The sequence below is a fragment of the Micromonospora haikouensis genome (assembly GCF_900091595.1).
Classification (GTDB): domain Bacteria; phylum Actinomycetota; class Actinomycetes; order Mycobacteriales; family Micromonosporaceae; genus Micromonospora; species Micromonospora haikouensis.
Window position 1 is genome coordinate 96,512 of record NZ_FMCW01000007.1, and the last position, 13,899, is coordinate 110,410.

General features: G+C 74.0%; 13 protein-coding genes. 11 read left to right on the forward strand and 2 right to left on the reverse strand.

The window, feature by feature from the left end; genetic code table 11:
• Window positions 1–54: 54 nt before the first annotated feature.
• Complete coding sequence (locus GA0070558_RS09100; RefSeq protein ID WP_091277653.1) at window positions 55–1,383, reverse strand: Gfo/Idh/MocA family protein; 1,329 nt, start codon at window positions 1,381–1,383, stop codon at window positions 55–57.
• Between the two features lie 237 nt (window positions 1,384–1,620).
• On the opposite strand from GA0070558_RS09100, the gene GA0070558_RS09105 reads away from it, so the two are divergent.
• The 8 genes from GA0070558_RS09105 to GA0070558_RS09135 all read left to right on the forward strand — a co-directional run bounded on the left by GA0070558_RS09105 (window position 1,621) and on the right by GA0070558_RS09135 (window position 9,215).
• On the forward strand, window positions 1,621–2,745 hold the full coding sequence (locus tag GA0070558_RS09105) for a LacI family DNA-binding transcriptional regulator (protein WP_077937788.1): 1,125 nt from the start codon (window positions 1,621–1,623) through the stop codon (window positions 2,743–2,745).
• 20 nt (window positions 2,746–2,765) lie between these two features.
• The gene (locus tag GA0070558_RS09110) at window positions 2,766–4,103 is read left to right on the forward strand and encodes an ABC transporter substrate-binding protein (protein ID WP_077937789.1); all 1,338 of its coding nucleotides are present in this window, start codon (window positions 2,766–2,768) and stop codon (window positions 4,101–4,103) included.
• 32 nt (window positions 4,104–4,135) lie between these two features.
• Window positions 4,136–5,119 (forward strand): carbohydrate ABC transporter permease, encoded by a 984-nt coding sequence (locus GA0070558_RS09115; protein WP_043963403.1) that lies wholly within the window; start codon window positions 4,136–4,138, stop codon window positions 5,117–5,119.
• Between the two features lie 122 nt (window positions 5,120–5,241).
• Window positions 5,242–6,003: a carbohydrate ABC transporter permease gene (locus GA0070558_RS09120; RefSeq protein ID WP_228986886.1), complete on the forward strand. Its 762-nt coding sequence runs from the start codon at window positions 5,242–5,244 to the stop codon at window positions 6,001–6,003.
• Complete coding sequence (locus GA0070558_RS09125) at window positions 6,000–6,617, forward strand: hypothetical protein (protein ID WP_091277655.1); 618 nt, start codon at window positions 6,000–6,002, stop codon at window positions 6,615–6,617. The genes GA0070558_RS09120 and GA0070558_RS09125 overlap by 4 nt, the downstream gene beginning before the upstream one ends.
• Window positions 6,614–7,522: a DUF6807 domain-containing protein gene (locus tag GA0070558_RS33315; RefSeq protein ID WP_176734151.1), complete on the forward strand. Its 909-nt coding sequence runs from the start codon at window positions 6,614–6,616 to the stop codon at window positions 7,520–7,522. Before GA0070558_RS09125 ends, GA0070558_RS33315 begins: the two co-directional genes overlap by 4 nt.
• Window positions 7,519–8,604 (forward strand): sugar kinase, encoded by a 1,086-nt coding sequence (locus GA0070558_RS33320; protein WP_256091831.1) that lies wholly within the window; start codon window positions 7,519–7,521, stop codon window positions 8,602–8,604. The genes GA0070558_RS33315 and GA0070558_RS33320 overlap by 4 nt, the downstream gene beginning before the upstream one ends.
• Window positions 8,601–9,215: a bifunctional 4-hydroxy-2-oxoglutarate aldolase/2-dehydro-3-deoxy-phosphogluconate aldolase gene (locus GA0070558_RS09135; RefSeq protein WP_176734152.1), complete on the forward strand. Its 615-nt coding sequence runs from the start codon at window positions 8,601–8,603 to the stop codon at window positions 9,213–9,215. Before GA0070558_RS33320 ends, GA0070558_RS09135 begins: the two co-directional genes overlap by 4 nt.
• Window positions 9,216–9,453: 238 nt before the next feature.
• On the opposite strand, the gene GA0070558_RS09140 is transcribed toward GA0070558_RS09135, so the two are convergent.
• The gene (locus GA0070558_RS09140; RefSeq protein ID WP_091277657.1) at window positions 9,454–10,470 is read right to left on the reverse strand and encodes a LacI family DNA-binding transcriptional regulator; all 1,017 of its coding nucleotides are present in this window, start codon (window positions 10,468–10,470) and stop codon (window positions 9,454–9,456) included.
• A gap of 192 nt (window positions 10,471–10,662) precedes the next feature.
• On the opposite strand from GA0070558_RS09140, the gene GA0070558_RS09145 reads away from it, so the two are divergent.
• The 3 genes from GA0070558_RS09145 (at window position 10,663) to GA0070558_RS09155 (ending at window position 13,873) form a co-directional block, all read left to right on the forward strand.
• Window positions 10,663–11,814, forward strand: coding sequence for a Gfo/Idh/MocA family protein (locus GA0070558_RS09145; RefSeq protein ID WP_091277659.1), 1,152 nt, complete (start codon window positions 10,663–10,665; stop codon window positions 11,812–11,814).
• Entirely contained in the window at window positions 11,811–12,962 is a 1,152-nt protein-coding gene (locus GA0070558_RS09150) for a dihydrodipicolinate synthase family protein (protein ID WP_091277661.1), read from the forward strand. The genes GA0070558_RS09145 and GA0070558_RS09150 overlap by 4 nt, the downstream gene beginning before the upstream one ends.
• Before the next feature lie 113 nt (window positions 12,963–13,075).
• The gene (locus GA0070558_RS09155; RefSeq protein WP_091277829.1) at window positions 13,076–13,873 is read left to right on the forward strand and encodes a sugar phosphate isomerase/epimerase family protein; all 798 of its coding nucleotides are present in this window, start codon (window positions 13,076–13,078) and stop codon (window positions 13,871–13,873) included.
• The last annotated feature ends 26 nt before the right edge of the window (window positions 13,874–13,899 follow it).

A 13,899-nucleotide genomic window follows, 5' to 3' on the forward strand; every position in this document is an offset into this window, starting at 1 on the left:
CGGCCGGCCCCGGCGGGGCGGGCCGCTGAGGCGGCGCGCCCCGGGCGCGGTCGGTCAGGGCAGGGAGAGCAGGTCGGCCACCCGGACGGCCTGGCCGGTCTCGAAGGACCGGTTGGCGGCCAGGCCGGTGAGCAGCGCGAGGGCGCCGTCGCGGGCGGTGGCCGCCCGGCGCAGCGGGTCCGTCGCGCCGCCGAAGAGCACCTGCGTCATCCGGGCGTCCGCGCCGCCGTGGCCCTGCCGGGTGTAGCCCTCGACCTCGATGCGCTGCGGCGGCTGCCAGTAGGGGCGCAGCGTGAGCGTGGCCGAGCCGCCCTCGGCGGCGGCCTCGGTGCCGTGCAGCGCCGCGCCCTTGAGCGCGCCGGCGGCCTGCGGGCTGACGAACTCGCTCTCCACGACCTCCAGTTCGAGGCGGCCCCGGCTGCCGTTGACCATCACCCGGTAGCCTTCCCAGGGGGCGTACGCGGTGAGATGGTAGGTCATCGTCGCGCCCGTGGAGTAGCGGGCCAGCACGGCCATGTCGTCCTCGATGGTGACACCGGGGGCGAAGACGTTCTGGTCGCGGTGGTAACCGTCCTCGGCCTCGGCGTCGAGGTACAGCTCGCGCAGCCGGGGGTGCTCGGCCATCCGCAGCGCGAACGGGTCGTCGGCGGCGGCCGGGGCGTCGTGCGCGCGGGCGTAGTCGCGGGCGTAGCCGTGCCGGCGGCCGGCGTCGCCGTAGAAGAACAGCCGGCCGGCGGCGTAGACCTCGACCGGGGTGGCGTCGAGCCACCAGTTGACCAGGTCGAAGTGGTGGCTGGCCTTGTGCACCATCAGCCCGCCGGAGTTGGCCTTGTCGCGGTGCCAGCGCCGGAAGTAGTCCGCGCCGTGGCGCACGTCGAGCAGCCACTCGAAGTGCACCGACCCGATCTCGCCGACCGCGCCGTCGGCGAGCAGCCGGCGCAGCTGCTCGTGCAGGGGGTTGTAGCGGTAGTTGAACGCGACCGTGACGTGCCGGCCGGTCTCGGCGACCGCCTCCAGGATGCGCCGGCAGCGCGGGGCGTCGACGGTCATCGGCTTCTCCGAGACCACGTCGCAGCCGGCGTGCAGGGCCGCGACGATGTACTCGTCGTGGGTGGCGTCGACGGTGGTGACCAGCACCGTGTCGACCCGCTCCTTGGCCAGCATCGCGGCGAACTCGTCGGCGCGGTACGTCGGCACCGGCGCGTGGCCCAGTTCGCCGAGCCACCGGTTGTGCGCGTCCATGCGGGCCTGGTTGACGTCGGCGAACGCGACCAGCTCGGCGGTGTCGGCGTGGTCGCGCACCAGCGCCCGGACGAACATCTCGGCCCGGGCACCGGTGCCCACCACCGCGTGACGGGTCCGTCCACCGGTTCTCGAAGACATCGCGGGGGCCTCCTGGCTGGCTGCAAAGGTTTGCAGTGAAGAAACCACGATCGATCGCGGCGCGTCAACGACGGAAACAAAATCCGCGTGCCTTGCCCCACTTTGGCAGCATACGAACGCATGGTGCGTGCCCGTTCGAAACCTGGTCGTAATCTTCGAGCGTTGACACTGGAGCAACCGTTTGCATTAATTGGCGGCACCCACGTGACCGCAGCCACACCGGACGAAAGGGCCGCCGTGCCAGTCACCATCAGGGACGTCGCGCGGGCCTCCGGCGTGCACATCTCGACGGTATCCCGCACGTTCTCCGCGCCGCACCTGGTCAACCCGGAAACCCGGGTCCGGGTGCTGGCCTGCGCGGAGGACCTGGGCTACCGGCCCAACCGCGCCGCGCGGGCCCTGATCACCGGCCGCACCCACAACATCGGCCTTATCATCGCCGACATCGCCAACCCGTTCTTCCCGCCACTGATCAAGGCGGCGGAGGGACAGGCCCGGCACCGCGACTACCACATCTTCGTCGCGGACACCAACGAGGACCCGATGGCCGAGGAGGAGCTGGTCCACGCCCTGGCCAAGCAGGTCGACGGGGTGCTGCTGTGCAGCCCCCGGATGAGCAACAGCCTCATCGAGCAGCTCAGCCGCGAGGTCCCGCTGGTGGTGATAAACCGCCAGGTGACCGGCCTGCCCTGCGTGGTGATGGACGTCGGTCAGGGCGCCCGCTCGGCGATCGAGCACCTCGCCGGCCTCGGCCACACCGCGATCGGCCTGCTCAGCGGGCCGCGCGGCTCGTGGACCAGCCGGGAGATCCGGCGCGCGGCCGCCGCCGCGGCCCGGGCCGGCGGCGCCGAGCTGACCGTCCTCGGGCCCAACCCGCCCACCGAGCACGGCGGCCTCGCGCTGGCCGAACATGTCCAGCGCAGCGGCGTCACCGCCGTGCTCGCCTACAACGACCTGATGGCGATCGGGCTGATCGAGGGCCTCGACGCCCTCGGCGTCCGGGTGCCACAGGACGTCAGCGTCGTCGGCATCGACGACATCGCCCTGAGCCGGCTCACCCGGCCCAAGTTGACGACGGTGGCCACGCCTACCGCGGCCGCCGGCCGGACGGCCGTCGACATGCTGCTGCAACAGGATACCGACGCGCCGCGGGGACCGCGGGGCGCCGGCAGGGGCACGGCAGTCGGCGCCCGTCGCACCACCGCACAGGTAATGCTCCAGACCGAGTTGGTCATCCGCGACTCCACCGGACCCGCTGCAGGGACCGGTAGCCCCGGTGCCGTCCGTGTCGGCCCGGATCCGCATCGCCCTGCGGACCCGGGCCGCCCGAGGGCGGCCACCGGTGGCGCTGTCGCCTCCTAACGCCAAGGAGTTGAGCGCACATGCACCCCGCCACGCCCCCCACCGCCGGCGCACCCGCCGGGCGTTCCCACCGTACTCCCCGCCGTCGGCTGCTGCGCGGGCTCGTCGCCCTCGCCGTGGCCGCGCCGCTGGTCCTCGGCGCCGCCGCCTGCGGTGACGACGACTCCGCCGGCGACGACGGCAAGGTCAAGCTCTCCATCTTCTGGTGGGGCGGCGAGGCCCGCGCCAAGCTGACCGAGGACGCCCTCGCTCTCTACACCAAGAAGAACCCGAACGTCACGTTCGAGAAGACCTGGCAGGCCAACCAGGGCTACTTCGACAAGCTGGCCACCCTCACCGCCGGCGGCAACCCGCCGGACATTTTCCAGATCGACGACAACTACCTCGCCGAGTACGCGGCCCGCAACACCACGCTCGACCTGACCAGCTACTCCGACTCCGGCAAGCTCGACGTGTCGAAGTTCCCCAAGAGCCTCTGGCAGTACGGCGTGGTCGACGGCAAGCTCGCCGGCCTGGCCGCGGGCGAGAACACCCAGGGCCTGGTCTACAACAAGACCCTGCTCACCAAGAACGGCCTCCCGGAGCCGACCACCGGCATGACCTGGGAGGAGCACATCGCCTGGGCCGAGCAGGTGGCGAAGAAGACCAAGATCCCCGGCACCATGGACCCCAGCGCCGACTACAAGGCGTTCTGGGTGTGGCTGCGCCAGCAGGGCAAGGACATGTACAAGGGCACGGAGCTCGGCTTCACCGTCGAGGACGTCACCAAGTGGTTCGAGCTGTGGAAGGGCGCCCGCGACCGGGGCGCGACCCCGACCCCGGACGTGATCCACGAGGGCAACGCCACCGACATCACCAAGCAGCTCGTGGTCACCGGCAAGGCCGGCACCTCCTGGGTCTGGGTCAACCAGATGCCGGAGCTGAAGAAGAACACCAAGGACGAGCTGGGCGTGGTCGCCTACCCGGGTGACCCGAGCGCCCAGTGGGCCCGCGCCTCCATGTACTGGTCGGTGTTCAAGGGCAGCAAGCACAAGGACATCGCCGTCGACGTGCTCAACTTCCTCGCCAACGACCCGGAGGCCGTCAAGATCCTCGGCACCGACCGGGGGCTGCCGTCCAACCTGGACCTGCGCCGCGTCGTCAGCGACGACACCACCGACCCCGCGATGAAGCAGTCGATCGCGGTGGAGACCGAGCTGGCCCAGAAGTTCGGCCAGTCGCCGCAGGTGCCGATCAAGGGCCACAGCAAGGTCCGCGCCGAGCTGATCAAGGCGGCCGAGGAGGCGCAGTACGGCCGGCTCGCCCCGGCCGCCGCCGCGGCCCTGTTCATGGACGCCTGCAAGTCCGCCATCGCCTGAACCGCCGCACACGCTCGGAAAGGAGCCGGCTCGTGGCCCTGACCACGGTGCCCGACCCGACCCGACGCGGCACCGGATCCGCCCGCGCCCACGCCCCCCACGGCGTGGCCGGGCGGATCCGGCAAAGCGAAGGTCTCGCGGGGTACGTCTTCCTCTCGCCCTGGCTCATCGGACTGATGGCCATCACGGCGATTCCCATGCTCTTGTCCCTCTACCTCAGCTTCACCAACTACGACATCCTCACCCCCTTCTCGGAGGTCGAGTGGGTGGGCTTCGCCAACTACGAGCGGATGTTCACCAGCGATCCCTCGTACTGGCACGCGGTGCGCGTCACCCTGACCTTCGCCCTGGTGGCGGTGCCGCTGAAGCTGGCCGCCGCGCTCGGCGTGGCGCTGCTGCTCAACCGGGCCTGGCGCGGGGTCGGGCTGTTCCGCAGCCTGTTCTACCTGCCGTCGCTGCTCGGCGGCAGCGTCGCGCTGGCCATCGTCTGGGTCAACATGTTCAACCGCGACGGCGCGTTCAACTCGATGCTGGCCCTGTTCGGCATCGAGGGCAAGCCCTGGGTCAACGACCCCGACTGGGCGCTGGAGACGCTGATGGTGCTCGCCATCTGGCAGTTCGGCGCGCCCATGGTGATCTTCCTGGCCGGGCTCAAGCAGGTGCCGACCGAGCTGTACGAGGCCGCGTCCGTGGACGGGGCCGGCAGGTGGCGGCAGTTCCGCGCCGTCACCCTGCCGATGCTCTCCCCGGTCATCTTCTTCAACCTGGTGCTGGAGACCATCAACGGCTTCCAGGGCTTCACCGCGGCCTTCGTGCTCAGCAACGGCACCGGCGGCCCGGTCGACTCCACACTGATGTACACGCTGAACCTCTACATCAAGGGCTTCACCGACCTGGAGATGGGCTACGCCTCGGCGATGGCCTGGGTCTTCCTGATCGCCATCGGCGTCATCACGGCGGTCTTCTTCAGCACCGGACGGTTCTGGGTGCACTACTCCGACGGGGAGGACCGGTGACGACGGCTACCGCAGAAGCGCCGGTGACCGGGCCGCGCCGCCCGCGCGCCGGACGGGGGCAGGCCGTACGCCTGCTCGTCCTGATCGCGATCGTGGTGGTCGTGCTCTACCCGCTGTTCTGGATGATCGGCACCTCGGTCAAGAGCCAGGAGGAGATCGTCAGCAACATCGGCCTGCTGCCGAAGGAGTTCACCCCCGGCAACTACGTCGACGGGTGGACCAACTTCGACCTCAGCTTCGGCCGCTTCTTCCTCAACAGCGCGATGGTCAGCCTGCTGACCGTCGTCGGCAACGCGGTCTCCTGCCTGCTCGCCGCGTACGCCTTCGCCCGCCTGCGGTTCCGGCTGCGCGGGATGTGGTTCGCGATCATGATCGGCACCCTGCTCCTGCCGGGGCACGTGCTGATCGTGCCGCAGTACATCCTGTTCCGCAGCCTCGGGCTGGTCGGCGGCGAATGGCCGTACCTGCCGCTGCTGATCCCGCAGTTCCTGGCGACCGAGGCGTTCTTCGTCTTCCTGATGGTGCAGTTCATGCGGGGCATCCCGCGTGAGCTGGACGAGGCCGCGAAGATCGACGGGGCCAGCGCGTTCGGCATCTTCCGGCACGTCATCCTGCCGCTGAGCCGCCCCGCGCTGGTCACCACCGCGATCTTCTCGTTCATCTGGACGTGGAACGACTTCTTCCGGCAGCTGGTCTTCCTGTCCAGCCTGGAGGACTACACGGTGCCGGTGGCGCTGACCCTGTTCATCGACTCGACCAGCCAGAGCGCGGTCGGCCCGATGTTCGCCATGTCGGTGCTGTCCCTGCTGCCGGTGTTCCTGTTCTTCCTGGCCTTCCAGCGGATGCTCGTCGAGGGCATCAACACCAGCGGCCTCAAGGGATGAACACCGTGCCGCAGGACGTGCCGGCCCGCCGGGACTGGCGGGACGTGCTCCGCGACGCCGCCGACCTGGCCCTGGTCGGGTTCGCGCTGGTGGTGGGCGCGCTGCCGGTGGTCACCGCCGGCGCCGCGCTCGCCACCGCCAGCGCCGCCGTGCACGACCGGATCACCGACGGCGGCTGGCCCGACGCACGGACCACGCTGCGCCGGTACGTGCGGGGGTTGCCGGCCGGCGTGCCGGTCACCCTCGCCGTGCTGGCCGGCGCGGTCCTGCTCGGGGCGGACCTGGCCGCGCTGGCCACCGGCCGGGTTCCCGGCGGGGCACCCGCGTTGCTGGTCACCGGCGTCGTCACGGCGGCCCTGGCCGGATACGCCGGTCTCGTCGTCGTCGAGGTCGGGCGGGCCGGCGGGCGGGGGTGGCGGGCCGCGGCCCGCGCCGCCGCCCGCGCCTGCCTGGTCCGCCCGGGCGGCTGGGCGGCGGCCAGCGGCGTGTGCTGTGTGGCCGGTGTCCTGACCGCGCTGGTCATCCCGGTCGCGCTGCCGATCCTCGCCGGGTACGCTCTGGCCGCCCTGCATGCGGTCGCCCGCCGCCCCGCCGTCGCCGTGGAGCCCTCGTGACCGACCAGCACCCCCGCCCCCGCACCGACGACGCGGGCCCCGGCAGCCCCGACGACCCCCGGCTGCGCGTCGGCGGCGTCGAGGTGGCCCGCTACGTGCTCGCCCCCGACCTCGACGCCACGCACGGCCCCCGCCCCTACCTGCACCCGGTGCGGACGCTGGGCGGGACGGTGGTGACCGACGAGCTGCCGGCCGACCACGTCTGGCACCTCGGGGCGTCCCTGGCCGTGCAGGACGTCGCCGGCACCAACCTGTGGGGCGGGCGCACCTACGTGCGCGACGCCGGCTACACCTGGCGCGACGACCACGGCCGGATCGTCCACACCGGATGGGACGAACGCGCCGACGACGTGCTCGCCCACCGGCTCCAGTGGCGCGACCCGGCCGGCGCGGTGCTGCTCACCGAACGCCGCCGCCTCGCCGCCGACCCGGTGCCCGGCCACCCCGACGCCTGGCGGCTGGACGTGCGGTACGCCCTGACCGCCCCCGCCGACCGGGACGTCCCCCTCGGCAGCCCCGCCACCAACGGCCGCCCCGGCGGCGCCGGCTACGGCGGGTTCTTCTGGCGGGCGGTCGCCGCCGAGCCGCCGCACGCCTTCACCGCCTCCGCCGACGGGGAGGAGCACGTCAACGGCAGCGCCGAGCCGTGGGTCGCCTTGACCGGCACCGGGCCGGGCGGCGGCGCGTACACTCTGGTCTTCACGGGCCTGGGGCCCGGCGACCGGTGGTTCGTGCGCACGGCGATGTACCCGGGGGTCTGCGTGGCGTTCGCCTTCGAGACCCCGGCCGTGGTGCCGGCCGGCGGCAGCCGGCACGGGCGGCACGGCGTGGTCGTGGCCGACGGGGTCCTCGACCGCGACGCGGCCGCCGCCCTGGCCGTCACCGAAGCGGCGGTACGGGCGTGACGGGCGGGCCCGGCCCCGAGGTGGTCACCGTCGGCGAGACCATGGTGGTCATGTCGCCGACCGACGCCGCGCCGCTGGAGCGTGCCGACCGGCTCCGGCTCGGCGTTGGCGGCGCGGAGTCCAACCTGGCCATCGGCCTGGCCGGGCTCGGCCACCGGGTGGCCTGGGTCAGCCGGGTCGGCGACGACCCGTTCGGGCGGATGGTGCTGCGCGAGGTCGCCGGCGGGGGCGTCGACGTCGCCTCGGTCGCGCTCGACGCGCACGCGCCGACCGGCGTCTACTTCAAGGACCCCCGGCCGGAGGCCACCGGCGTGCACTACTACCGGGCCGGCTCGGCCGCGTCCCGGCTCGGCCCCGGGGCGCTGGACGACCCGCGCCTGGCCGGCGCGCGGCTGCTGCACCTGTCCGGCATCACCCCGGTGCTGTCGGAGTCCTGCCGTGCCCTCGTGGCGCACGCGGTCGACGACCGGCCGCTGCGCGGCGCGCTGGTCAGCTTCGACGTCAACCACCGGCCCCGGCTCTGGCCCGCCGACCGGGCCGCCGACGTGCTGCGCGACCTCGCCGACCGGGCCGACATCGTCCTCGTCGGGTTGGACGAGGCCGAGCGGCTGTGGGGGACCGCCGACCCGCAGGCGGTACGCCGGCTGCTGCCCCGCCCCGCGACGGTGGTCGTCAAGGACGGGGCCGTCGGCGCGACGGCGCTGCCGCGCACCGGGCCGGCGGTGTTCGTGCCGGCGCTACGCGCGCCGGTGGTGGAACCGGTCGGGGCGGGGGACGCCTTCGCCGCCGGCTACCTCTCCGCCGTGCTGCGTGGGCTGGACCACGCCGCCGCGCTGCGTTGCGGCCACGTCGTCGCGGTCCGGGCCCTCGCGGTGCCCGGCGACTGCGCGCCCCCGCCCCGGCGGCGGGACCTCGACGGGGTCGTGGACCTGACCGCCGACGGGTGGGCGGCGCTCGACCCGGTGGGGGCCGGCCTGCTCGACGGCCTGGCCGGCTGCGACGGGACGGCCGTCGCCGATGACGGGGGCGCACACGTGGGGACCGGCGCCGCCGGCCCTGGAAACGGAAGGGGCAGCCGGTGACGGCGCACGACTTCGCACCGATCTTCGCTGGCGCGCGGGTCATGGTGATCCTCCGCGACCTGCCGCCGCAGGAGACGGTCCGGCTCGCCAACCGGGCCTGGGACCTCGGCATCGACGTGGTGGAGGTGCCGGTACGCACCCCCGAGGCGGTGACCGCGCTGCGCGCGGCCGTGGAGGCGGGGCGGGAGCGGGACCGGATCGTCGGGGCGGGCACCGTGTTCACCCCGGCGCAGGTCCGGCAGTCCGCGTCGGCCGGCGCGGCGTTCACCGTCGCGCCCGGGCTCGACCTCGCGGTGGCCGACGTGGCCCTGACCTACGGGATCCCGCACCTGCCCGGGGTGGCCACCCCGACCGAGGCGCAGCGCGCCCGCGACCACGGGCTGACCTGGCTGAAGGCGTTCCCGGCGGTGAGCCTCGGGCCGCAGTGGTTCAAGGCCGTCGCCGGGCCGCTGCCCGAGCTGCGCTTCGTCGCCACCGGCGGCATCGACGCCGGCAACGCGGCCGACTTCCTGGCGGCCGGCGTCAAGGTGGTGGCGGTCGGGTCGGCCCTGTCCGATCCCGCCCAGATCGACCGCCTCGCGGAACTGGCCCGGGGCGACCGGGCGGCCTGACCGCCCGGCGTGGCGTGCGGCGGCGGCCCTCGGCGGCGGCCCTCGGCGGCGGCGGCCACCCTGACCGGGCGGGGCGGGCCGGGTTGATGGCGGGCGGGGCCTGGTTGATCGCGGGCGGGGCCGGGTTGATCGACTCCATGCCGGCGACATTGCGGTATCCCGGCGAGTTGATCGCGCGATGTCGCCGACATGGCGGCCGGGCCTGAGCCCCGCCCGGGGCGCGGCGGGCCGGGCCGGGTCAGGCCGGGGCCGGGCCGGTGCTGTCCCGGCGGACCAGCTCCGCCGGCAGGGTCTCGACGCGAGGGCTCCCGCTGGTCGGGTCGAGGGCGAGGGCCATCGCCCGCACCCCCATCTCGACCAGGGGCAGCCGCACCGTGGTCAGCGTGGGGGTGACGTCGGCGGCGATCGGCATGTCGTCGAAGCCGAGGACGGAGACGTCCTCGGGCACCCGCACGCCGCGCGCCCGCAGCAGGGCGAGCGCGCCGACGGCCATCGAGTCGTTCAGCGCCACGATCGCGGTGGGCGCAGGGCTGGTGTCCAGCAGCTCGGCCGTGGCCCGGGCCCCGCCGTCGCGGTCGAAGTCGGCGTACCGGATGCGTTGGTCGGGCAGTTCGACGCCCTGCTCGGCGAGCGCCCGCCGCAGCCCGGTCAGCCGGTCGGTGATGGTGGTGAGCACCCGGGGGCCGGCGACCACGCCGACGCGCCGGTGCCCGAGGCGCAGCAGCTCCCGGCCGATCAGCTCGCCGCCGGTCGCGTTGGCCGGCATCACCGCGTCGCCGAAGTGGTCGTGCCGGCCGATCACCGCGACCCGACCGCCCGTCGCCTCGTACGCGGCGAGCTTCTCGTTGAGCAGCGTGGTGAACGCGGCGTCGTGGTAGCCGGACCCGGCGAGCACGATCGCGGCCACCTGCTGGCCGCGCAGCAGCTCCACGTACTCCAGCTCGCGGACGGGGTCGCGGTAGCTGTTGCAGATGATCAGCAGGCGGCCCCGTTCGGTGGCGACCCGTTGCAGGCCCCGGGTCACCTCGGCGAAGTACGGGTCGGAGACGTCGTGGACGACGACGCCGACCACGCTGCGCTGCGGCCGGGCCAGCAGTTGGGCGTGCGCGTTCGGCACGTACCGCAGGTCGGCGACGGCGCGTAGCACGCGTTCGCGCAGCTCGTCGGCGACCGGCTTGCTGCTGCCGTTGATCACCCGTGACGCCGTGGCGGGGGAGACCCCCGCCCGCCGCGCGACATCGGCCAGCGTCGCCATCCGCCGCCCCTCATGGTCCGCCCGCGCGGCCGGACCCCGCGCGGTCGCGGACAGGTTACCGCAGTCGCAACGGAAAGCCCTTGCCCTGCGGGGCGGCGGCCCCCTACGCTCCCAGGAAAGCGCTTGCCTGGCGCGACGGCCGTCCCTGCCCGCCGGGCGGGTGCCGGCCGCCCGAAGAGAGGGAAGAGAATCATGAGCCGTAGGCCGATAGGGATCATCGTCAATGGCGTCACCGGCCGGATGGGCTACCGCCAGCACCTCGTCCGTTCGCTGCTCGCCATCCGCGAGGAGGGCGGGGTGCCGCTGGCCGACGGCACCCGCATCTGGCCCGAGCTGATCCTGGTGGGGCGCAACGAGAGCCGGCTGCGCGACATCGCCGAGCGGCACGGGCTCACCGACTGGACGACCGACCTCACCGCCGCCCTCGCCCGCGACGACGTCGACATCTACTTCGACGCCCAGCTCACCCAGCAGCGGGAGAAGGCCGTCCGCCAGGCCATCGACGCCGGCAAGCACATCTACACCGAGAAGCCCCTGGCCGAGGACAGCGCCGCCGCCGTCGAGCTGGCCCGCGCCGCCGACGCCGCCGGCATCCGCACCGGCGTGGTGCAGGACAAGCTGTTCCTGCCCGGCCTGCGCAAGCTCAAGCGCCTCATCGACGGCGGCTTCTTCGGCCGCATCCTCTCCGTGCGCGGCGAGTTCGGCTACTGGGTCTTCGAGGGCGACTGGCAGCCCGCCCAGCGCCCGTCCTGGAACTACCGCGCCGAGGACGGCGGCGGCATCGTGATGGACATGTTCCCGCACTGGCACTACGTGCTGGAGGAGCTGTTCGCCCCGGTCCGCGCCGTCACCTGTGTCAACGCCACCCACATCCCGCGCCGCGTCGACGAGGCCGGCCGCGCCTACCCGGCCACCGCCGACGACGCCGCGTACGGCATCTTCGAGCTCGAAGGCGGGATCATCGCCCAGCTCAACTCGTCGTGGGCCGTCCGGGTGCACCGCGACGAGCTGGTCGAGTTCCAGGTCGACGGCACCGAGGGCAGCGCCGTCGCCGGCCTGCGCAACTGCCGCGTGCAGCACCGCTCGGTCACCCCGAAGCCGGTGTGGAACCCGGACCTGCCCTCCGGGGAGAGCTTCCGGTCCCAGTGGAGCGAGGTGCCGGACAACGACGAGTTCGACAACGGCTTCAAGGTGCAGTGGGAGGCGTTCCTGCGGCACGTGGTGGCCGGCGAGCCGTTCCCGTGGGACTTCATGGCCGGCGCGCGCGGCGTGCAACTCGCCGAGCTGGGCCTGCGCTCCGCCCGCGAGCACCGCCGCCTCGAGATCCCGGAGCTGGGCCGATGAGCGGCGGCGTCGTCCTGCCCGACGGCACCCGGCACCGGCTCACCGGCAGCGGCGGCTTTCCCCGCCCCGCCGCCCCGGCGACCTCCCGCATCGCGTACGCCGCCGCGCACGTGGTGGCCGACCCGCGCGCCGAGAACGTCCCCGGCGCCCCGGCCGCCGTCGACTGGGACCGCACCCTCGCCTTCCGGCATCACCTGTGGTCGTACGGGCTCGGGGTCGCCGAGGCCATGGACACCGCGCAGCGCGGCATGGGCCTGGACTACCCGGCGACCCGCGAGCTGATCCGGCGCAGCGCCGCCGAGGCCCGCGCCGCCGGCGGCCGGATCGTCGCCGGGGTCGCCACCGACCAGCTCCCCGTCGGCCCGGCCAGCATCGCGCAGATCCGCGACGCCTACGCCGAGCAGCTCGCCGAGGTGCTCTCCGCCGGGGCCCGGCCGGTGCTGATGTGCAGCCGGCACCTCGCCGCCGCCGCCCGCGGCCCCGAGGACTACCAGCAGGTGTACGCCCACCTGCTGGCCGCCTCCGACCAGCCGGTCGTGCTGCACTGGCTCGGCGACATGTTCGACCCGGCGCTGACCGGCTACTGGGGCTCGGCCGACCTGGACCTCGCCGCCGACGCCGTGCTGGACCTGATCAAGGACCACGCCGAGAAGGTCGACGGGATCAAGGTGTCCCTGCTCGACGCCGACCGGGAGGTCGCCCTGCGCCGCCGGCTGCCCGCCGGGGTGCGCCTCTACACCGGCGACGACTTCCACTATCCGGAGCTGATCCGGGGCGACGAGGCGGGCCACTCCGACGCGCTGCTCGGGGTGTTCGCCGCCATCGCGCCGGCCGCCGCCGCCGCGCTGGCCGCCCTCGACGCCGGCGACCTCACGACGTACGACGAGGTCTTCGCCCCGACCGTGCCGCTGGCCCGGCACCTCTTCGCGGCCCCGACCTGGCACTACAAGACCGGCATCGTGTTCCTGGCCTGGCTGACCGGCCACCAGGACCACTTCACCATGGTCGGCGGCCAGCAGGCGGGCCGGTCGCCGGCCCACCTGGCCCGGCTGCTCGTCCTGGCCGACGCGGCCGGGCTGCTGCCCGACGCCGAGCTGGCCGCCGCGCGGGCCCGGGCCTACTTCACGGTCGCCGGGGTGCCCCAGTGACCGCCGTGGACGGGCCGGCGCTGGCCACGCCGGGCGGGCCGGCGGCGCGCACGGCCGACGGGCCGGCCGCGATCACCGTGGACGGCTCAGCGGGCGACCGGTTCGGCGGTCGGCTGGCCCGGTTCTCGTTCAACCAGGCCACCGCCACCGGCTGGGGCCTGGAGGAACTGGTCGCCGGCTGCGTGGCTGCCGGGGTGCCGGGCGTCGGGCTCTGGCGGGAGCCGGTGCGCGAATACGGCGTCGAGAGGGCGGCGCGGCTGGTCCGCGAGGCGGGGCTGGCCGTCACGTCGCTGTGCCGGGGCGGGTTCTTCACCGCCGACGGCTGGCGCGACGAGAACCTGCGGGCGATCGAGGAAGCCGCCACCCTCGGCACCCGCGAGCTGGTGCTGGTCTCCGGGGGCCTGCCGGCCGGCAGCCGCGACGTCGACGCCGCCCGCGAACGGGTCGCCGACGCGATCGGCGAGCTGGTGCCGCACGCCGAGGCGGCCGGGGTGCGGCTGGCCATCGAGCCGCTGCACCCGATGTTCTGCGCCGACCGGTGCGTGATCTCCACCCTCGGCCAGGCCCTCGACATCGCCGAGCGGTACGACCCGGGCGCGGTCGGGGTGGTGGTCGACACGTACCACCTGTGGTGGGACGACACCGTGTTCCGGCAGATCGCCCGCGCGGGGGACCGGATCGCCGCGTTCCAGGTGGCGGACTGGATCACCCCGCTGCCGGAGGGCGTGCTGCTGGGCCGGGCGCTGCCCGGCGAGGGCTGCGTCGACATGCGCCGGTTCCGCGACGCGGTCGACGCGGCCGGCTACCGGGGGGCGATCGAGGTGGAGGTCTTCCACGCCGCCCTCTGGGCCCGCCCCGGCCCGGAGATCCTCGCCGCCGCGATCACGGCCCACCTCACCCACGTGGCCTGACCGCAACCCGTCCGCCCCCGCGCGTC

What these genes read in the sequence shown, in the direction of transcription:
- GA0070558_RS09150 (WP_091277661.1), top strand. Translation starts at nt 11,811, where the DNA reads ATGAGCGGCGGCGTCGTCCTGCCCGACGGCACCCGGCACCGGCTCACC.
- GA0070558_RS09145 (WP_091277659.1), top strand. Translation starts at nt 10,663, where the DNA reads ATGAGCCGTAGGCCGATAGGGATCATCGTCAATGGCGTCACCGGCCGG.
- GA0070558_RS09110 (WP_077937789.1), top strand. Translation starts at nt 2,766, where the DNA reads ATGCACCCCGCCACGCCCCCCACCGCCGGCGCACCCGCCGGGCGTTCC.
- GA0070558_RS09120 (WP_228986886.1), top strand. Translation starts at nt 5,242, where the DNA reads ATGATCGGCACCTCGGTCAAGAGCCAGGAGGAGATCGTCAGCAACATC.
- GA0070558_RS09125 (WP_091277655.1), top strand. Translation starts at nt 6,000, where the DNA reads ATGAACACCGTGCCGCAGGACGTGCCGGCCCGCCGGGACTGGCGGGAC.
- GA0070558_RS09100 (WP_091277653.1), bottom strand. Translation starts at nt 1,383, where the DNA reads ATGTCTTCGAGAACCGGTGGACGGACCCGTCACGCGGTGGTGGGCACC.
- GA0070558_RS09140 (WP_091277657.1), bottom strand. Translation starts at nt 10,470, where the DNA reads ATGGCGACGCTGGCCGATGTCGCGCGGCGGGCGGGGGTCTCCCCCGCC.